This window comes from Rhodovulum euryhalinum, assembly GCF_004342445.1.
GTDB lineage: Bacteria > Pseudomonadota > Alphaproteobacteria > Rhodobacterales > Rhodobacteraceae > Rhodovulum > Rhodovulum euryhalinum.
Genome location: NZ_SLWW01000004.1, coordinates 75479 through 92938, shown reverse-complemented (window position 1 = coordinate 92938; position 17460 = coordinate 75479). Strand labels below are relative to the sequence as shown.

The 17460-nt window shown below is 68.3% G+C and carries 19 protein-coding genes; 17 read left to right on the top strand and 2 right to left on the bottom strand.

Annotated elements, in window-relative coordinates; all coding sequences use genetic code 11:
* Positions 1-55 precede the first annotated feature (55 nt).
* From EV655_RS06205 to EV655_RS06195, 3 genes are all read left to right on the top strand, one after another.
* Positions 56-262: a cold-shock protein gene (locus tag EV655_RS06205; RefSeq protein WP_132543262.1), complete on the top strand. Its 207-nt coding sequence runs from the start codon at positions 56-58 to the stop codon at positions 260-262.
* 196 nt (positions 263-458) lie between these two features.
* On the top strand, positions 459-677 hold the full coding sequence (locus EV655_RS06200; RefSeq protein WP_132542935.1) for a hypothetical protein: 219 nt from the start codon (positions 459-461) through the stop codon (positions 675-677).
* 319 nt (positions 678-996) lie between these two features.
* Positions 997-1998 carry a helix-turn-helix transcriptional regulator gene (locus tag EV655_RS06195; protein ID WP_132542933.1) on the top strand — a complete coding sequence of 334 codons (1002 nt, stop codon included), beginning with the start codon at positions 997-999 and terminating at the stop codon, positions 1996-1998.
* 200 nt (positions 1999-2198) lie between these two features.
* Here the strand turns inward: EV655_RS06195 and EV655_RS06190 are convergent, their stop codons facing one another.
* Positions 2199-3161: a LysR family transcriptional regulator gene (locus tag EV655_RS06190; protein WP_132542931.1), complete on the bottom strand. Its 963-nt coding sequence runs from the start codon at positions 3159-3161 to the stop codon at positions 2199-2201.
* Positions 3162-3255: 94 nt separating this feature from the next.
* Between EV655_RS06190 and EV655_RS06185 the strand changes: the two genes are divergently transcribed.
* The 14 genes from EV655_RS06185 to EV655_RS06125 all read left to right on the top strand — a co-directional run bounded on the left by EV655_RS06185 (position 3256) and on the right by EV655_RS06125 (position 15702).
* Positions 3256-4122, top strand: coding sequence for an ABC transporter permease (locus tag EV655_RS06185; RefSeq protein WP_132542929.1), 867 nt, complete (start codon positions 3256-3258; stop codon positions 4120-4122).
* Complete coding sequence (locus tag EV655_RS06180) at positions 4122-4907, top strand: ABC transporter permease (RefSeq protein WP_132542928.1); 786 nt, start codon at positions 4122-4124, stop codon at positions 4905-4907. Before EV655_RS06185 ends, EV655_RS06180 begins: the two co-directional genes overlap by 1 nt.
* A gap of 44 nt (positions 4908-4951) precedes the next feature.
* Positions 4952-6103 (top strand): extracellular solute-binding protein, encoded by a 1152-nt coding sequence (locus EV655_RS06175; protein WP_243645004.1) that lies wholly within the window; start codon positions 4952-4954, stop codon positions 6101-6103.
* A 53-nt stretch (positions 6104-6156) separates the two neighbouring features.
* Complete coding sequence (locus tag EV655_RS06170; RefSeq protein WP_132542926.1) at positions 6157-7233, top strand: ABC transporter ATP-binding protein; 1077 nt, start codon at positions 6157-6159, stop codon at positions 7231-7233.
* An 8-nt stretch (positions 7234-7241) separates the two neighbouring features.
* The gene (locus tag EV655_RS06165) at positions 7242-8597 is read left to right on the top strand and encodes an aminotransferase family protein (RefSeq protein WP_132542924.1); all 1356 of its coding nucleotides are present in this window, start codon (positions 7242-7244) and stop codon (positions 8595-8597) included.
* Between the two features lie 3 nt (positions 8598-8600).
* Complete coding sequence (gene kce / locus EV655_RS06160) at positions 8601-9527, top strand: 3,5-dioxohexanoate:acetyl-CoA acetone transferase (protein ID WP_132542922.1); 927 nt, start codon at positions 8601-8603, stop codon at positions 9525-9527.
* A 3-nt stretch (positions 9528-9530) separates the two neighbouring features.
* Positions 9531-10013 carry a GNAT family N-acetyltransferase gene (locus EV655_RS06155; protein ID WP_132542920.1) on the top strand — a complete coding sequence of 161 codons (483 nt, stop codon included), beginning with the start codon at positions 9531-9533 and terminating at the stop codon, positions 10011-10013.
* Complete coding sequence (locus tag EV655_RS06150; RefSeq protein WP_132542918.1) at positions 10010-11041, top strand: histone deacetylase family protein; 1032 nt, start codon at positions 10010-10012, stop codon at positions 11039-11041. Before EV655_RS06155 ends, EV655_RS06150 begins: the two co-directional genes overlap by 4 nt.
* A 154-nt stretch (positions 11042-11195) precedes the next feature.
* Positions 11196-11381, top strand: a complete 186-nt coding sequence (locus EV655_RS06145) for a hypothetical protein (protein WP_132542916.1) — start codon at positions 11196-11198, stop codon at positions 11379-11381.
* A 65-nt stretch (positions 11382-11446) separates the two neighbouring features.
* Positions 11447-11623, top strand: coding sequence for a hypothetical protein (locus EV655_RS18605; protein ID WP_165905287.1), 177 nt, complete (start codon positions 11447-11449; stop codon positions 11621-11623).
* A 125-nt stretch (positions 11624-11748) separates the two neighbouring features.
* Positions 11749-13170 (top strand): circularly permuted type 2 ATP-grasp protein, encoded by a 1422-nt coding sequence (locus EV655_RS06140; protein WP_132542914.1) that lies wholly within the window; start codon positions 11749-11751, stop codon positions 13168-13170.
* 5 nt (positions 13171-13175) lie between these two features.
* Complete coding sequence (locus EV655_RS06135) at positions 13176-14117, top strand: alpha-E domain-containing protein (RefSeq protein ID WP_132542912.1); 942 nt, start codon at positions 13176-13178, stop codon at positions 14115-14117.
* A 4-nt stretch (positions 14118-14121) separates the two neighbouring features.
* Complete coding sequence (locus EV655_RS06130; protein WP_132542910.1) at positions 14122-14919, top strand: transglutaminase family protein; 798 nt, start codon at positions 14122-14124, stop codon at positions 14917-14919.
* A gap of 18 nt (positions 14920-14937) precedes the next feature.
* Positions 14938-15702, top strand: coding sequence for a proteasome-type protease (locus tag EV655_RS06125; protein ID WP_132542908.1), 765 nt, complete (start codon positions 14938-14940; stop codon positions 15700-15702).
* A 66-nt stretch (positions 15703-15768) separates the two neighbouring features.
* On the opposite strand, the gene EV655_RS06120 is transcribed toward EV655_RS06125, so the two are convergent.
* On the bottom strand, positions 15769-17415 hold the full coding sequence (locus EV655_RS06120; RefSeq protein ID WP_132542906.1) for a divergent polysaccharide deacteylase family protein: 1647 nt from the start codon (positions 17413-17415) through the stop codon (positions 15769-15771).
* Positions 17416-17460 lie beyond the last annotated feature (45 nt).

Here is a 17460-nt window from a genome sequence, read left to right as displayed (position 1 = left end):
GACTTTGCCGGGCTGCCGCATGCTGCGGGCAGCGACAGAACAGGAGACCACGGATATGGCCAATGGCACCGTGAAATGGTTCAACAGCACCAAAGGTTTCGGCTTCATCGAGCCCGCGTCGGGCGGCAGGGACGTGTTCGTTCACATCTCGGCTGTCGAGCGTGCGGGTCTGACCAGCCTCGCCGACAATCAGAAAGTGACCTACGACGTTGAGTCCGGCCGGGACGGCCGCGAAAGCGCGACCAACCTCGTTCTCGCCTGAAGACAAGCGTGCAGGGCGGTATTTCTGCCGCCCTGCCCTTGCCACGACCCCTGCTTTGGAGGGCAGTTCCCGGGACCGCAGTATTTTGCTGATGGAACCGCCCGGCTGCGATAGAAGGGTACATGGCGCGGCACACGGCCCGAACCCGGCGCCAAGGCCAGACGCGCCGCCGACCCCAGCAGGAGGGACAGATCCCATGGTCACCAAAGACACCCTCTTCCGCCCGACGAAACAAGAGACCAAGGCCGATACCACGAATCGCACGGCGCGAGAGATCATCCGCTCCGAAGCTGAGGCGCGCGAAAGCAAGACGGCCACACTCCGCGCGGCCCGGATGGAGAAGGAGGCAGCGCAAGCAGCCCTTCCCAAAGCCGGCAAGCCGGCCAAGAAGATGGCCACCCCCACCGGAGATTGAGCGTTCGAAACCGTCTGGCCCTTGGCACGTCCACCGTTCGGCTTCCATGGCGTCGTGATCACTTGGCCAACACCCCGCCCGGGCAGCCTTGACCATGACGGACAACGGCGATCCACGGGCGCCCTTGCGGATTTTGGCACGGCATTGAGATCAAGGACCGGGCGTTTTCACCGATCGAAGTCCGGTGCGGCCTGCCGAATACCCTCACCGTCATGAAACGCGTCACTTGATACCATCCTTCGAGGGCGGAATCAGATCGACAGGCCGCATCTACATTCCTACGCTCCCCCTGTGTCAGTTCCTGTCATGGGGTGTATCCATGTCCTCCTTCGCCAAGGCTTCCGACCTTCTTCGTCTTGCCGAGATGGCGTCCGCCCGTCACCTCGGCATCGCCTTGCAGGACATCGAGGAGGAGTTCGGCGTCGACCGGCGCACCGCCCAGCGGATGACCAAGGCGCTGGAGGACTGCTTTCCCAATGTCGCCACCCGCACCGACGAGCAAAGGCGCAAGTTCTGGACGCTCCGCGGCCAGGATGCGCGCCTGATGCTTTCCCGCGGGATCCGCGACAGCGAGCTTGCGGCGATCGAGATCGCGATCCGGCGCGCGGCGCGGGACGGGGCCAGTAACGAGGAAAAAGCGCTGGCCTCGCTGCGCGACCGCCTTCTGGCCAGCATGCCCGGCCCCCACGCCCGCCGCGCCGAGGCCGATGCCGAGGCGGTGCTGGAGGCCAATGGCTTCGCCTCGCGCCCCGGGCCGCGGGTGCGCACCGATCCCGTCATCCTCGCCACCATCGCCGAGGCATTGAAGGCGCCCAACATGCTGACCATCACCTATGTCGGCGAGCGGGACAACGCCCCGCGGGAGCGGCTGGTCGAACCCTACGGCCTGCTGCTGGGCATCCGCAGGTACCTGGTGGCCCGCGAAAAGGGCGGCGACGGACGGTTCCGGCATTTCCGCCTCGACCGTGTCGGCGCGGCCCGGCTGGAGCCGCACTCGTTCCAGCGCGATCCGGCGTTCGACCTCGACACCCATGCCGCCCGCGCCTTCGGCTCGTTCCACGCCGAGGCGGAATATGGCGAGGTCGCCTGGCGCTTCGCCCCCTCGGCCGCCCCGATCGCCCGCGAATTCGTCTTCCATCCGCGGCAGGAGATGACCGATGAACCGGACGGGTCGCTCACCGTCCGCTTCCACGCCTCGGGATGGCTGGAAATGGCGTGGCATCTCTACCAGTGGGGAGACCGGGTCGAGGTTTTGGAGCCCGAGGGCCTGCGCGCGCTCGTCGCGCCGCATCAGAGAGCGGATTTCCCGGCCTTGCCCTGAGGGATGACAGGACATGCCCGACCGATAGGGCCTTGATCCCGCCGCCGACGTCGGAAGAATCCTCTTGATCGCAACGCAGACCTGGACCGCGGCGCCGGAACGGACCGCCGGACGCCAAGGGGGGGGCAGCTGCGCGGCGCAGGACGATCACGGACACCAGTCAAGGCCGCGCTGCCCCGCGCCGATGTCTGGCCGCCCGACTAGCGGTAGGTGCGCGCCTCGATCGGCGTCGCCTCGATCATCGCCGAGAGCGTCGCCAGCATCGCGTCCTCGGCCCGGTTCATGCGCGCGCGCGGATTCCACACGACATGGACGTCAATGGCGGGCTGCCGGTCGTGCGGCGGCAACGGCCACAACAGGCCGTCCTCGACGTCGCGCCGGACCACGTGGACCGGCAGCGGCCCCACGCCCAGCCCCGCGACGATCATCCGGCGCACCTCTTCCAGGTGGCTGGACTGGCCCACGATATGGTCGCCCAGTTCCGCCTCGGCGCGCATCAGGGTCACCGGGCGCAGGACATCCTGAAGCCGGTCGGTCTCGAAACTGACCGAGGGCAGCCCCTTCAGATCGTCGAGCGTCAGCCCCGCGCGGCCGAACAGCGGGTGCGGCGGGCCGCAGTAGAGGCCAAAGAACTCGCGGTAGAGCCGCAGGTATTCCAGCGCGGGATTGCGCTGCCGCACCAGACAGATGGCCAGCGTCGCGGCCTTTTCGGACACCGCGGCCAGCGCCGCCCGGCTGGGCATCACGTCGAGCGACAGCGTCGCCCGCGGATGGCGGGCGTGAAACGCCGCCAGCGCCCGGTCGAACAGCGGGCAGACGACATGGCTGGCCACCGCGATGCGGACATGGCCCTGCACCTCGTCGGTGACCTCGCGGATCAGGGTGGACAGCCGCAGGATCGAGCCCTGGATATCGACCGCCTCGCGGTAGAGCAACGCGCCCGCCTCGGTCAGCGCGAAATGCCCCGGCCGCCGGTCGATCAGACGCCGGCCCAGCCGATCCTCCAGCCGTTTCAGCGCGGCCGAGACGGTGGGCTGTTTCAGCCGCAGCCGCTCGGCCGCGCCGGTCACGGATCCCGCCTGGGCCAGCACCACGAAGGTCCGGAGCAGGTTCCAGTCAAGCTCGCGCACCAGGCGTTCGGGCGGGTTGGCGGGCCGGTCCATAGACAGAAATGATATCCATAATTCCGATTATCTATTTGCTCTATGTCTGGCATCCCGCCACGCTTTGCGCAACACCCCGCATCGAAAGGTCGGCATGTCCGTCGAATCCCGCGAAGCGCGTCAGCCCTGGATACTACTGTCCCCGGCCCTGTCGGCGGTCGCGCTGCTGCTGTTCGTGCCGCTCGGATTCATCCTGGTCTATTCCTTCTGGCTGCGCACCGCGACGGGGGCCGATCAGGCGGGGTTCTACCTCGACAACTGGGCCGAGGCGCTGAGTGACCCGTTCTACCGCGACATCCTGCTGAACACGCTGAAGATCGCCGCGATCACCACGCTGGTCTGCGCGCTGATGGGCTATCCGGCGGCCTATTTCATCGCAAGATCAAGGGGAAACAAGGCGATCCTGCTGCTCCTGCTGATGCTTCCCTTCTGGATCAGCTACATCATCCGCACGATGAGCTGGATCAACATCCTGGGCGTGTCGGGGGCGGTAAACTGGGTGCTGACGAGCCTCGGCATCGTCGCCGAGCCGATCCAGATGCTCTACAACGAGACCACCGTGATCCTGGGGCTGGTGCATTTCCTTCTGCCCTTCATGGTGCTGAACGTCTTTGTCAGCCTCGATGGCATCGACACCACGCTGGAGGACGCCGCCAATTCGCTGGGGGCCACGCGCTGGCAGGCGTTCCTGCAGGTGACGCTGCCGCTGTCGCTGCCGGGCCTGGCCGCGGGGGGCCTGCTGTGTTTCGTCCTCGGCGCGGGCACCTATATCACGCCGCTGGTCCTCGGCGGCCCCACGGACGCGATGTTCGCCAATCTCGTGTTCGAGGCGATCATCACCCAGTTGAACTGGCCGCTGGGCAGCGCGCTGTCGCTGATGCTGCTGGCCGTCCTCGGCGCGCTTGTGCTGCTTTACAACCGCTATCTGGGCATGGCGCAGCTGATGAAGGGGCTGGGCTGATGGGCTGGCAACTGGTGCGCCTCTGGACCCTGCTGGTCTATGCCTTCATGTTCCTGCCCGTGGCGGTGGTGGTGCTGCTGTCGTTCAACGCCAGCCAGTTCGGCAGCTTTCCGATGACCGGCTTTTCCTTCCGCTGGTTCGCGGAACTGGCGCAGAACGAGGCGATCCTGCGCGCCTTTCGCACCTCGATCATCCTCGGGACGCTGACCGCGATCATCTCGACCACGCTGGGCGTTCTGGCGAGCCTCGCCCTCGTCCGCTACCGGGTGCCGGGGGCCAATTTCATCTCGACGCTGCTGATCGCGCCGATCCTGGTGCCCGAGGTCGTGCTCGCCGTCGCGCTGCTGTTGTTCCTGAACTTCCTGAACGTGAACAAGAGCTTCGCCCTGCTTCTGGCGGGGCACGTGATCTTTACCCTGCCCTTCGTGATCCTCGTGGTGCAGGCCCGCCTGGTGGGCATCCGCCGCGACATCGAGGAGGCCGCGCTGAGCCTCGGCGCCAGCCCGCGCCAGACCTTCTTCGAGGTGACGCTGCCGCTCATGCTGCCCGCGGTGCTGGCCGGTGCGCTTTTCGCCTTCACCATCAGCTTCGACGACATCACCGGCACGCTGTTCTGGAAACCCGGCGGGGTGGAGACCGTGCCGACCCAGATCTTCGCGATGCTGAGAAATTCGATCAGCCCCGAGATCAACGCGCTGGGGACAGTGATGATCGTGATGACCGTGGGACTGCCGCTCTTGGGCGCGGCGCTGGCCCGATCCCTTGCCCGGAGGCGCGGCGGCTGAGAACCGCGCCCGAACCAACGAGAAACCCCAACAAGGAGAAAACCATGACACGCAAGATGGACGATACCACCCGCTACGAACGCCTGCGCGAGCGTTACCTGAACGGCGATCTCGACCGGCGCGGCTTCCTCGGGCTGCTGGGTGCGGCGGGGCTGGCCTATGGCGTGCAGACGCCGTTCGCGAAATACGCCCGCGCCGCGGCAGAACAGGTCCGCTTCGACGGCTGGGGCGGCGTGGTGTCCGAGGCGTTCCGCGAATACGCCTTCGATCCCTACACCGCGGCGACCGGCGTGAACGTGGTCGACGGCACCTTCGGCGGGGCCGACGAATACATCAGCCGCGTCAAGGCCAGCCAACCCGGCGAGTTCAACATCGCGCACCTGTCGGGCGTGTTCGACTATGTCCGCTACCACAACCTCGAACTTTCCTCGGAACTGAACGAGGACAACATCCCCAACCTCGCCAACGTGATCCCGGCGCTGGTCGACGTGCTGCGCAAGCCCACCGGCGGCACGCTGTCGGCGGTGCCCTACGACTATGGCACCACGGGGCTGGCCTATAACCGCAAGCACATCTCGGACGACGAGATGAAGGAAAAGGGCGCCATGCTGCTGATCGACGAGGCCCTGAAGGGCAAGATCGGCGGCTGGGGCGAGTGGAAAACGCGGATCTGGTATGCCGCGCTGCAGACCGGGCAGGACCCGAACGGCATCGAGGACATGGACGCCGTCTGGGACGCGATCCGCACCCATCGCGACATCGCGCTGAAATACTGGGGCTCGGGGGCGGAACTGATGAGCCTTCTGGCCGAGGAAGAGATCTATGTCACCGAGGCCTGGTCGGGCCGGGTCAAGGCGTTGCAGGACCAGGGCCACGACATCGGCTATTACGACCCGCCGGGCGGCCTCGGCTGGCAGGAATGTCTGTTCGTGCTGCGCGGCTCGCCGATGCCGGAATGTGAGGAACTGCTGAACTTCATGCTCTCGCCCGAGACGTCGATCGCGGTGGCCGAGGGGCAGAACTACCCGCCCGCGCTCGACCCCAACAAGGTGGAACTGACCGAGAAGGTGAAGGCGCTGCCCGCCTTCGACCCGACCGGCACGCTGGCGGGGCTGAACTTCTTCGACCCGCCCTACTGGAACGGCAACGAGGCGGAATGGTCCAAGACCTTCGGCCGCGTGCAAAAGGGGTACTAGAGCCCCCGCCCCCGCCGGTCGCGGCGGGGGCGCCCCCCTGAAAGGTCCGGCCCATGAGTTCCGTCTTCCTGCGTGACATCGTCAAACGCTTCGGCAGCTTCACCGCCGTCCACAAGACCTCGCTGGAAATCCCCGAGGGGCAATTCGTGACGCTGCTGGGGCCGTCGGGCTGCGGCAAGACCACCACGTTCAGGATGATCGCGGGGCTTCTCGACCCCACCGAGGGCGATATCGAGATCAACGGGAAACGGGTCAACGACGTGCCGATCCACAAGCGCAATCTCGGCATCGTGTTCCAGAACTATGCCCTCTTCCCGCACAAGACCGTGGCCGAAAACGTGGCCTTCGGCCTGAAATACCGCGACGTGGCCAAGGATGACGCGGCCCGCCGCGTGGCCGAGGCACTGGCGCTGGTGCAACTGCCCGACGTGGGCGCGCGCTACCCCAAGCAGCTTTCGGGCGGTCAACAGCAGCGCATCGCGCTGGCCCGCGCCATCGTGATCGAACCCGACGTGCTGCTGCTGGACGAACCGCTCTCGGCGCTGGACGCCAACCTGCGCGAGGACATGCGGGTGGAACTGAAACGCATCCAGGACCGGATCGGCGTGACCACCGTCTTCGTCACCCACGACCAGTCCGAGGCGCTGGCGATGTCCGACCAGATCGTCGTGATGAGCGAGGGCCGCGTCGAACAGGTCGGCCCGCCGGAAGTGGTCTACAACACGCCCGCCAGCGAGTTCGTCGCCAATTTCCTGGGCGCCTCCAACATCCTGCCCGCCCGCTGCACCGGCCGCGCCAACGGCCACGTCGCGCTGGAGGCCGACATCTTCGGCCAGGTCGCCGTGCCCGCCGAGAAGGCGCCGCTGGTGACCGGCGAAGGCCCCGCGAAACTGGTGCTGCGGGCGGAAAAGCTGCTGCTGGCCCGCGCCGAGACCCCCGCGAACGGCGCCATCGCGGTCGACGCCACGGTAGAGACCGTCGATTACCAGGGCCAGGCCGTGCGCTATTTCGTGCGCGCGGGCGACACCCAGCTTCAGGCCATCAACATGATCGACGAACGCCCCTTCCCCGAGGGTACGGCCGTCTCGCTGCGGCTGCGGCCGCGGGACTGCACCGCCCTGCCCGCTTGAGGACACGCATGACCGACCGACCGCCCAGCCACCTCTTCTACCAGGGCCGCACCCGCAAGCCCGTGCTCGACCAGGCCCGCGGCGTCTACATGTGGGACGTGGATGGCAAGCGCTATCTCGACGGCTCGTCGGGCGCGATGGTCTGCAATATCGGCCATTCCAACCCCCACGTGCTGGCCGCCATGCGCGAACAGATGGAACGCGCGACCTTTGGCTACCGGCTGCACTTCGAGACGGAAGCCTCGGAAAAGCTCGCGGCCATGACCGCCGCCCGCACGCCCGAGGGGCTCAACCGCGTGTTCTTCGTCTCGGGCGGCTCCGAAGCGGTGGAAAGCGCGATGAAGCTGGCGCGGCAATGGGCGGTCGCCACGGGACAGGGCCAGCGCTGGAAGGTGATCTCGCGCACGCCGTCCTATCACGGCTGCACGCTGGGGGCCCTGGCGATCACCGGCTATGCGCCGCTGACCGCGCCCTTCGACCCGATGATGCGGCCGATGCCCAAGATCCCCGCCCCCCGCGCCTATCTCGACGGGCTCGACCCGGCCGATCCGCTGACCGGCCTGCACTATGCCGACATGCTGGAGGACTGCCTGTTGCAGGAGGGCCCCGAGACCGTGCTGGCCTTCATCGTCGAACCGGTGGGCGGCGCGTCCACCGGCGCGCTGGTCCCACCCGCGGGCTACATGGAGCGGGTGCGAGAGATCTGCGATGAACACGGCATCCTGATGATCGCCGACGAGGTGATGACGGGCGTCGGCCGGACCGGGCGGTTCCTCGCGACCGAACATTGGGGCGTCACGCCCGACCTGATCGTGATGTCCAAGGGCTATGCCGCGGGCTACGTGCCGCTGGGCGCGATGGTGGCGCATGAGCGGCTGGTGGACCCGGTTCTGGACGAAGGCGGATTCCAGCACGGCTTCACCTATGCGGGCAATCCACTGGCCTGCGCGGCGGGCGTCGCGGTTCTGGAAGAGGTCGACCGGCAGGGCCTCTGCGCCAATGCCCGGGCGATGGGCGCGGTGCTCAAGGCCCGGCTCGACGGGCTGATGGCGCGCTATCCGATCATCGGCGACGTGCGCGGCAAGGGGCTGTTGCTGGCCTTCGAGTTCGTGTCGGATCCGCAGACGCTGACGCCGTTGCCGCGCGAGTTGAAGGCGCATGACCGGTTCGTGCAGATCGCCTATGACAACGGGCTGATCGTCTATTCCCGGCGCACGAGGGGCGGGGTCGAGGGCGATCACGTCCTGGTCTGCCCGCCGCTGATCGTGACCGAGGCGCATATCGACGAGATCACCGAACTGCTGGATCTGTCGCTTGCGCAGTTCATGGCCGAGGTGGCCCCCGCCCTGGCGGTCGGCGCGTAAGACATGTCGAAGATCATCATCACCTGCGCGCTGACCGGCTCGATCCACACGCCCAGCATGTCGCCCCACCTGCCGGTGACGCCCGACCAGATCGTCGCGCAGGGGCTGGCGGCGGCCCGGGCGGGGGCGGCGATCCTGCACCTGCACGCGCGCGACCCGGCCAACGGGCGCCCCTCGGCCGATCCGGGCCATTTCATGGCCTTCCTGCCGCGGCTGAAGGCGGGCTGCGACGCGGTGCTGAACCTGTCCACCGGCGGCAGCGCGGTGATGGGGCTGGACGACCGGCTTGCCGCGCCGATGGCGGCGGAACCCGAGATGTGCTCGCTGAACATGGGCACGATGAATTTCGCGCTGTACCCGATGGCCGCACGGGTGGCCGAGTGGCAGCACGACTGGGAAAGGCCCTTTCTGGAGGGCACGGACGATCTGGTGTTCAAGAACACGCCGCGCGACATCGAGACCGTTCTGACCGCGCTGGGCCAGCGCCGCGGCGCCCGGTTCGAGTTCGAATGTTACGACATGGGCCATCTCTACATGCTGGCGCATTTCGCCGGGCGCGGGCTGGTCGACCCGCCCTTCTTCATCCAGTTCGTCTTTGGCGTGCTGGGGGGGATGGGCGCCGATCCCGAGAACCTGACCCACATGGTCCGGCTGGCGGACAAGCTGTTCGGCGGCGACTACATGTTTTCGGTGCTGGCCGCGGGGCGGGCGCAGATGCCGATGGCGGCGCAGGCGGCCGCCATGGGGGGGCATGTGCGCGTGGGGCTGGAGGACAGCCTGACGATCGCGCGGGGAACGCTTGCGACAAGCAACGCCCAACAGGTCGACAAGGTGCGCGGCCTTGTCGAGGCGCTGGGCCGCACCCCCGCCACCCCCGAAGAGACCCGCGCGATGCTGCGCCTGAAGGGCGCCGGCAGGACGGCGTTCTGAGCCATGGACAAGGTGACGATCCGGCGCCCGGACATGGATGACCTGGAACGGCTCGACCGGGGGCTGAGGCAGCTCTCGGCCGATCTCGGCGACCCATACCGGGCGCGGGCGGACGACCTGCGGCGGGCGCTGACCGGCGACCGGCCGCTGGCCCACGCGGTGCTGGCCGAGGCGGGCGGCGATCTTGCCGGTGTTGCGGTGTTCTCGCCGATCTTCTCGACCATTCGCGGCGCGGCGGGGCTTTATGTCTCGGACCTGTGGGTGGCGCGCGCGGCGCGCGGCCGGGGGCTGGGCCGGCGCCTGCTTGCCGGTGCGGCGGCAGAGGCGGCAAGGCTCTGGGACGCGCGCTTCCTGCGGCTGGTGGTCTATGACGACAACCCGGCGGCGCTGCGCTTCTACCGGCGGCTGGGGCTGGCCGCGGACGGCAAGGAAATCCTGATGACCCTGGACGAAAGCGGGCTGGACGCCCTGAAAGGACAAAGATGAAGGCGGTGTTCGACGACCGGCAATGGCGCCACGATCCGAAGCATTTCATGGCGAACGGCGCGCGTCTGCCCAACCCCGAACAGCCCCGGCGCATCGAGGTTCTGAAATCCGCGGCCGAGGCGGCGGGCTGTGTCTTCGCGGCGCCCGCGGATGCGGGTATGGGCCCGATCGCCGCGGTTCACAGCGCCGAATACCTGAGCTTCCTGCGCAACATCTATACCCGCTGGCGCCGGATCGAGGGCGCGGGCGAGGAGGTGATCCCGAACATCCACCCCGCCAACCGCACCGACGGCTACCCGAAATCCGCCGTGGGCCAGGCGGGATTCCACCAGGCCGACACCGCCTGCCCGATCGCCGAGGGCACCTGGGAGGCGGCCTACTGGTCGGCGCAGACGGCGATTGCTGGGGCCGATCTGGTGGCGGGCGGCGCCCCCGCCGCCTATGCGCTGTGCCGCCCGCCCGGGCACCATGCCTTTGCCGACCTTGCCGGGGGCTTCTGCTTTCTGAACAATGCGGGGATCGCCGCAGAGCGGTTGCGCGCGGCCGGGTTGCGGCCCGCGATCCTTGATGTGGACGTGCATCATGGCAACGGCACGCAGGGTCTGTTCTATTCCCGCGACGACGTGCTGACGGTCTCGATCCACGCCGATCCCGCCCGCTTCTACCCGTTCTTCTGGGGCCATGCGCAGGAGCGCGGCGAGGGGCGCGGGCTGGGGGCCAACCTGAACCTGCCGCTGCCGCGCGGCACCGGCGACGAGGCCTATCTTGCGGCGCTCGATACCGCACTCGGGCGGATCGCGGATTACGGCACCGACGCGCTGGTCGTGGCGCTCGGGCTCGACGCCTACGAGGGCGACCCGTTCAAGGGGCTCGCGGTCACCACGCCCGGCTTTGCGCGGATCGGCGCGGCGATCGCGGGCCTGGGGGTGCCCACGCTTTTCGTGCAGGAAGGCGGCTATATCTGCGAGGGGCTGGGCGCGAACCTGAGCTCGGTGCTGGAGGGGTTCCAGGGCGCCCGGACCCCTTGAACGACGCTTGTGCAGGTTGGCTATGGGGTCTCTCCCGCCACATTCTCCGGTCGAAGGTTGCCTCGGATCGGCGGGTGCCGAAAGCCGCTTTACCGGCTACGATCTCTGTACGGACGCGATCGACCATGCGCGCCAGACCACCCCGACCGCCCTCTTGGCCCTCGTCGACATGGCGACGAGCGTTACCGACACGGTTTTGGCGGCGGGCCTCGGCCCCGGGGCGCCGGCCGCGGTCGCCATCGCCAGCGACGTCTGCGCGATGTTCGGCCTGCCCGAGGCCATCGGCGACGGCCCCGGGGGCAGGTCCGGCAGGCCGGCGCAAACCGGCGCTTCGCATTGATCCCGCCGCAGAATTGGCGCAAGAGTCGGCCCCGGGACGGTTCGCTCAGGCAGGGAACGGCGGAAATGCACAAGGTCGCCAATCGCGAGGCGCTTGACGGGGTGCAGCAGATGCACCGGGCACTGCACATGGCGCTGGATGCGCTGGTGAATCACGACGACCCCGCCCGGGCGGTCGAGATCCTGAGCGGGATCGACGCCGCCATGGTCGACTGGATCAACGAGACCCGGAAGATGCGTTGAACGCGCCGCCGCCGCCACGACCCCCGCGGTGCCCATGCCCAAAAAACAGGCAGGTGCACGGAATCCCGCCCCCGCCTTGCAGCTTCCATATTGCCGCCGCCCCTGCGCCTTTCTAGCGTAGGCCCATGAGCGAGAGGCAATTCTTCGACGAGATGTGGGGCCGGGGCGGGACGCTGCGGCAGCCCTACGGCCGTTTCCAGAGCTGGCTGGAGGGCGAGGACATCGCCCGGCTGCGCGCCAAGCAGCGCGAGGCCGAGGAGGTGTTCCGGCTGACCGGCATCACCTTCAACGTCTACGGCCGCGCCGAGGCCGAGGAACGCCTGATCCCGTTCGACATCATCCCGCGCATCATCTCGGGCCGCGAATGGCAGCGCCTGTCGCGCGGGATCGAACAGCGGGTGCGCGCGATCAACGCCTTCCTCTACGACATCTACCACCGGCAGGAGATCATCCGCGCCGGCCGCATCCCCGAAGAGGCGATCGCCAGGAACGACGCCTTCCTGCCGCAGATGATCGGGGTCAAGCCGCCGGGCGGCACCTACACGCATATCGTCGGCATCGACCTGGTGCGCACCGGAGACGACCAGTTCTACGTGCTTGAGGACAACGCCCGCACGCCGTCCGGGGTCAGCTACATGCTGGAGAACCGCGAGACGATGCTGCAGATGTTCCCCGAACTGTTCTCGCAGAACCGGGTGCAGCCGGTGCAGTCCTACCCCACCGACCTGCGCCGGTCGCTTGCGGCCTGCGCGCCCAACGGCGCCGATACGCCCACTGTCGCGGTGCTGACGCCCGGCATCTACAACTCGGCCTATTTCGAACACGCCTTCCTCGCCGACCAGATGGGGGTGGAACTGGTCGAGGGCCACGACCTGCGCGTGGTTGACGGCAAGGTGGCGATGCGCACCACGCAAGGCTATCAGCCGATCGACGTGCTGTATCGCCGGGTGGACGACGACTTTCTCGATCCGCTGAACTTCAACCCGGACTCCGCGCTCGGCATCCCCGGCATCATGGATGTCTACCGCGCGGGCCGGATCACCATCGCCAACGCGCCCGGCACCGGCATCGCCGACGACAAGGCGATCTACAGCTACATGCCTGACATCGTCGAATTCTACACCGGCGAGAAGGCGATCCTGGAAAACGTGCCGACCTGGCGCTGTTCCGAACCCGACGCGCTGGCCTATGTGCTGGACAACCTCGCCGAACTGGTGGTCAAGGAGGTGCACGGCTCGGGCGGCTACGGCATGCTGATCGGGCCGGCCGCCACCCGCAAGGACCTGGCCGAGTTCAAGGCCAAGCTCAAGGCACGGCCGGGCAACTACATTGCCCAGCCCACGCTGTCGCTGTCGACCGTGCCGATCTTTACCCGCAACGGGCTTGCGCCGCGCCATGTCGATCTGCGCCCCTTCGTGCTGGTCAGCCCGCAGGGGATCAACATCACGCCCGGTGGATTGACGCGGGTCGCGATCAAGAAGGGCTCGCTGGTGGTGAATTCGTCCCAGGGGGGCGGCACCAAGGATACCTGGGTGCTCGAGGACTGATGGGGATGCTTGGCAAGACCGCGAACGGGCTGTTCTGGATGTACCGGTCCCTCGAACGGGCCGAGAATACCTCGCGCCTGGTCGAGACCGGCCAGCGCATTGCACTGACCCGGCTGGACAGTTCGGTCGGGGAATGGATCTCGATCATGCAGACCGCGGGCGTGGCGGACGGCTATCTTGCCCGGCACGAAGAGGTCACCAAGGAATCCGCGATCGACTGGATGCTGCGGGCCAGGGACAACCCCTCGTCGGTCCTGTCGACGATCTCGGCGGCGCGGCAGAACGCGCGGCTGGTGCGCACCGCGCTGACCCATGACGTGTGGGAGGCGATGAACCGCTGCTACATGCAGGTACGCGAACGGCTGGCCCGCAAGGTCGGCGAACGCGACCTGCCCGCCGCGATCGACTGCATCCAGCAGCACACCGCGCTGGTGCGGGGAACGACCCAGGGCACGATGCTGCGCAACGACATCTTCAACTTTGCCCGGATCGGCACCTACCTGGAACGCGCCGACAACATCTCGCGCATCCTGGACGTCAAGTACTATGTCCTGCTGCCCTCGGTGAATTCGGTGGGCAGTTCGATCGACAACGTCCAGTGGGAAACCATCCTGCGCGCGGTCTCGGCGCGCGGCGGGTTCCGCATGGTGCATGGCAGCCAGGCCAGCCCCGTGGATATCGCGCGCTTCCTGATCCTCGACCGGCGGATGCCGCGCAGCCTGCGGTTCTCGATCACCAAGATCCGGGACAATCTTACCTATCTCGGCTCCGATTACGGCGTGCACCACCCCAGCCACGCGCAGGCGGACACGCTGGTCCGCCGCTTCATGTCGCATGACATCGACTCGATCTTCGAGTACGGCCTGCATGAATACCTGCAGGACATCCTGGCCGCGCTTGCCGCGCTGGGCCACCAGATCGAGATCGACTACAGGTTCTACGAGTGAGCCCATGCGCCTGAGGATCCGCCACACGACCCGCTACCGCTTCGACAACCCGGTCACCTACGGGCTGCAACAGTTGCGCAAGACGCCGAAATCCAGCCACCAGCAGACCGTCATCGCCTGGAAGACCGACGTCGAGGGCGGCCGGAAGGAACTGAGCTTCGAGGATCACAACCACAACACGGTGGACCTCATCAGCTTCGAGCGCGACGCGACCGAACTGACCGTGCGCTCGGAGGGAGAGATCGAGATCACCGAGACCCATGGTGTCGTGGGCCCCCACCGCGGGCCTGCCCCCCTCTGGCTGTTCCGCCGCGCGACGGCGCGGACCAGGGCGGGCCAGGGCTGCCGGGCGCTGATCCGCGAGGTGAAGGGTGAGACCGACCTTGCCCGGCTGCATGAGCTGTCGCGGATGATCCTGCAGGCGGTGGTCTACGAGATCGGCGCAACCGATGCCGGCGCCACCGCCGAAGAGGCCGTGGCCACCGGGCGCGGCGTCTGCCAGGATCATACCCATGTCTTCGTCGCCTGTGCCCGCGAGATGGGCTTTCCGGCCCGCTACGTTTCGGGCTATCTCAGGATGGACGACCGGATCGAGCAGGACGCGATGCACGCCTGGGCCGAGGCGCATCTCGACGGGCTCGGTTGGGTCGGTTTCGACGCCGCAAACGGAATCTGTCCCGACATCCGCTATGTGCGGGTGGCGACCGGGCTCGACTATGACGAAGCGGCGCCCGTCCGGGGCACGCGGATCGGCGGCGCAGGCGAGGCGCTGTCGGTCGAGATCGAGGTGGCGCAGCAATAGCTGCCGAAGGGACGGGCAATGACCTATTGCGTCGGGCTGATGCTGGACCGGGGGCTGGTGATGATGGCCGATACCCGCACCAATGCGGGCATCGACAACATCTCGACCTTCCGCAAGATGTTCACCTGGTCCGTACCCGGCGAACGGGTGCTGATGCTGATGACCGCGGGCAACCTGGCCACGACCCAGTCGGTCGTCAGCCTGCTGGACGAGCGGACCAAGGCGGTTGACGAGCGCGAGCCCTCGATCCTTGCCGTGCCGTCGATGTTCCAGGCCGCGCGCCTGGTGGCCGAGACCCTGCGCGGCGTGATCGCGCAGCCCGGCACGCAGGGCCAGCGCGCCGAGGGGACATTCAACGCCACGCTGATCCTCGGCGGCCAGATCAAGGGCGGGCCGGTGCGGCTGTTCCTGATCTATCCCGAGGGCAACTTCATCGAAGCGGGCGGCGACACCCCCTTCTTCCAGATCGGCGAAACGAAATACGGCCGTCCGATCCTGGTGCGGGCCTATGACCGGGCGATGAGCTTTGAAAGCGTGGTCAAGCTTCTGCTGGTCAGCTTCGACAGCACGGTCAAGGCAAACCTGTCGGTGGCGCCGCCCTTCGACGTGCAGCTTTACGAGGCGGGCAGCTTCACGCTGGAGCCCGGGCTTCGGATCGCGGCAAACGATCCCTATTACCAGGCGATCTCGGCAGGCTGGGGCGAGGCGCTCAAGACCGCGCTCGACAGCCTGCCCGATTTCGACCTCGGCCAAGACCACCAAGGGGCGCACAAGGCAGGTTAAGCGGGTCTGCCATGTCGTCCACCCCGATTCCCTGACCGCCCCCCGGCCCGCGCAGCGCAGGCGGTATCAGCGCCGGCGCAGCACCGCAGAGGCCGGCGCAAGCTCGACCGCCTCGGCCTCTGCCTCAAGCGCCCAGGAATAGAGCGCCGTCACCGTGTCGGAATAGCTGTGGCCCACCATCATCACATAGCCATCCTGACGCGCCTTGAACACCGCACGGTCCAGGATGCGGCGGATCGTAGGGGCGTTCGGCCGGTCCTCGTCGAGAATCCGGAACACCGTCGCCTGCGGCACCCCCGCCTGCCCCGCCAGGCGCGCGGCGGCATTCAGTCCGCGGTCATAGGTGACGATCCCGTGCCCGGACGCCTTGGCGAAATCCACCATCTGCGCGGTGAGCGCGCGGTCGTCCTGAAAACCGCCGCGCTGCACATCCATGACCGCCACGGTCTGGCCGAGAAGCGTCTCACGCGCCGCCAGCGCCACCTCCAGATCGCTGGGCACCGCGCCTTCGGGCAGTCCGGCGGCCAGCAGCACCACCTCGTAGCCCGCCGCGCGATAGGCCGCGACCGTCTCGGCCGCATCCGGCCGCATCGGATCGACCGCAAAGGTCACCGGGAACGAAAAGGTCATCAGCGTCTCGCGGTCGAGCCCCTGCTCGCCCGCGTCGATCAGGATCACCGAGAACAGCGGCCGTCCCGGATCGGGCTGGAACGGCACCGCGTTCCGGGCAAGCGCGCCGAGACCCTGCTCAGGGGCCGCCTCCCCGGGCTCGGCGGCGGCGCTTTCTGGCGACTCGGGCGGCGGCGCGGCGGGCTCTGCCTCGGGCGCGGGGGCCATAGCGTCATCTGCTGCCGTTGGCAGCCGGCCGATGCGGATATCCGGAACCGCCGTCCCGCCGCCCGGCGCCGGGATGCGCAGAGCGCCATCGGCACGCGGGGCTTGTTCCGCGTCGTCCGCCGCTGGCATCGCGGCTTCGGCCTCGGGTTCGGGCGGGATCGGGGCTGCGCCGGGCGTTCCCGGCAGCGGGCGCACCCGCGGCAGCGCGCCCCCATGCGGCGCGGGCGCATCGACCGGCGCGGCGGCCTGCGGCATGGCGGGTTCCGGCTGTTCCCAGGCCTCGGCGCGTTCGGCCGCCGGGACATCGGCGGGGCGCGGGGCGGCCGGTACCGGGCCGGTCCGCAGCGCCGCTGGACCAGACGTGCCCGAGGGTGGCTGATACGTCTCGTCGGCCGCCAGATCGGGCGGCGGCTCGGCGGACAGCGGCGGGGCCAGCCCGTCGGGGCCGGTCGTCACCGGTTCGGGCGCGGCGGCGGGCGCCGTGTCGGGCAAGGGCGCCTCGGCGAGCGCCCCTGCCGCCTCGGGGCCGCGCACCGGCGGCGCGCCCTGCGGCTCGGGCTCGGCCCCCGGCAGGCTTGCCTCGCGCTCGGGTGGCGGGCGGTTGAACTCCGAGCCGGGCGGCAGCTCGATATCGGTGGCGGGTGCGGCCTCGGGCGCGGGCGCTGGGACGGGACGCGACGCTGGCTCCGGCGGCGCCGCGGCGGGGTCTGGCGCCTGCGCGGCGGGCGCCTCGGGACGCGCGGCCAGTTGCGGCGCGGGCGCCTCGCCCGGCAAGGACGGGCCGGTCGGCGCCGGCACCACCAGCGCCAGCGCAACCAGCGACAGTCCGGTCACGAAGATGCCCCAGACGATCCCGCTGAACAGACCCCTGCCCATGCCTCGCTCCTTCGGGTTGTGGCCTTGCGCCTCTTGCCTTCTGCC

What these genes read in the sequence shown, in the direction of transcription:
- EV655_RS06205 (WP_132543262.1), top strand. Translation starts at nt 56, where the DNA reads ATGGCCAATGGCACCGTGAAATGGTTCAACAGCACCAAAGGTTTCGGC.
- EV655_RS06200 (WP_132542935.1), top strand. Translation starts at nt 459, where the DNA reads ATGGTCACCAAAGACACCCTCTTCCGCCCGACGAAACAAGAGACCAAG.
- EV655_RS06195 (WP_132542933.1), top strand. Translation starts at nt 997, where the DNA reads ATGTCCTCCTTCGCCAAGGCTTCCGACCTTCTTCGTCTTGCCGAGATG.
- EV655_RS06190 (WP_132542931.1), bottom strand. Translation starts at nt 3,161, where the DNA reads ATGGACCGGCCCGCCAACCCGCCCGAACGCCTGGTGCGCGAGCTTGAC.
- EV655_RS06185 (WP_132542929.1), top strand. Translation starts at nt 3,256, where the DNA reads ATGTCCGTCGAATCCCGCGAAGCGCGTCAGCCCTGGATACTACTGTCC.
- EV655_RS06180 (WP_132542928.1), top strand. Translation starts at nt 4,122, where the DNA reads ATGGGCTGGCAACTGGTGCGCCTCTGGACCCTGCTGGTCTATGCCTTC.
- EV655_RS06175 (WP_243645004.1), top strand. Translation starts at nt 4,952, where the DNA reads ATGACACGCAAGATGGACGATACCACCCGCTACGAACGCCTGCGCGAG.
- EV655_RS06170 (WP_132542926.1), top strand. Translation starts at nt 6,157, where the DNA reads ATGAGTTCCGTCTTCCTGCGTGACATCGTCAAACGCTTCGGCAGCTTC.
- EV655_RS06165 (WP_132542924.1), top strand. Translation starts at nt 7,242, where the DNA reads ATGACCGACCGACCGCCCAGCCACCTCTTCTACCAGGGCCGCACCCGC.
- kce (WP_132542922.1), top strand. Translation starts at nt 8,601, where the DNA reads ATGTCGAAGATCATCATCACCTGCGCGCTGACCGGCTCGATCCACACG.
- EV655_RS06155 (WP_132542920.1), top strand. Translation starts at nt 9,531, where the DNA reads ATGGACAAGGTGACGATCCGGCGCCCGGACATGGATGACCTGGAACGG.
- EV655_RS06150 (WP_132542918.1), top strand. Translation starts at nt 10,010, where the DNA reads ATGAAGGCGGTGTTCGACGACCGGCAATGGCGCCACGATCCGAAGCAT.
- EV655_RS18605 (WP_165905287.1), top strand. Translation starts at nt 11,447, where the DNA reads ATGCACAAGGTCGCCAATCGCGAGGCGCTTGACGGGGTGCAGCAGATG.
- EV655_RS06140 (WP_132542914.1), top strand. Translation starts at nt 11,749, where the DNA reads ATGAGCGAGAGGCAATTCTTCGACGAGATGTGGGGCCGGGGCGGGACG.
- EV655_RS06135 (WP_132542912.1), top strand. Translation starts at nt 13,176, where the DNA reads ATGCTTGGCAAGACCGCGAACGGGCTGTTCTGGATGTACCGGTCCCTC.
- EV655_RS06130 (WP_132542910.1), top strand. Translation starts at nt 14,122, where the DNA reads ATGCGCCTGAGGATCCGCCACACGACCCGCTACCGCTTCGACAACCCG.
- EV655_RS06125 (WP_132542908.1), top strand. Translation starts at nt 14,938, where the DNA reads ATGACCTATTGCGTCGGGCTGATGCTGGACCGGGGGCTGGTGATGATG.
- EV655_RS06120 (WP_132542906.1), bottom strand. Translation starts at nt 17,415, where the DNA reads ATGGGCAGGGGTCTGTTCAGCGGGATCGTCTGGGGCATCTTCGTGACC.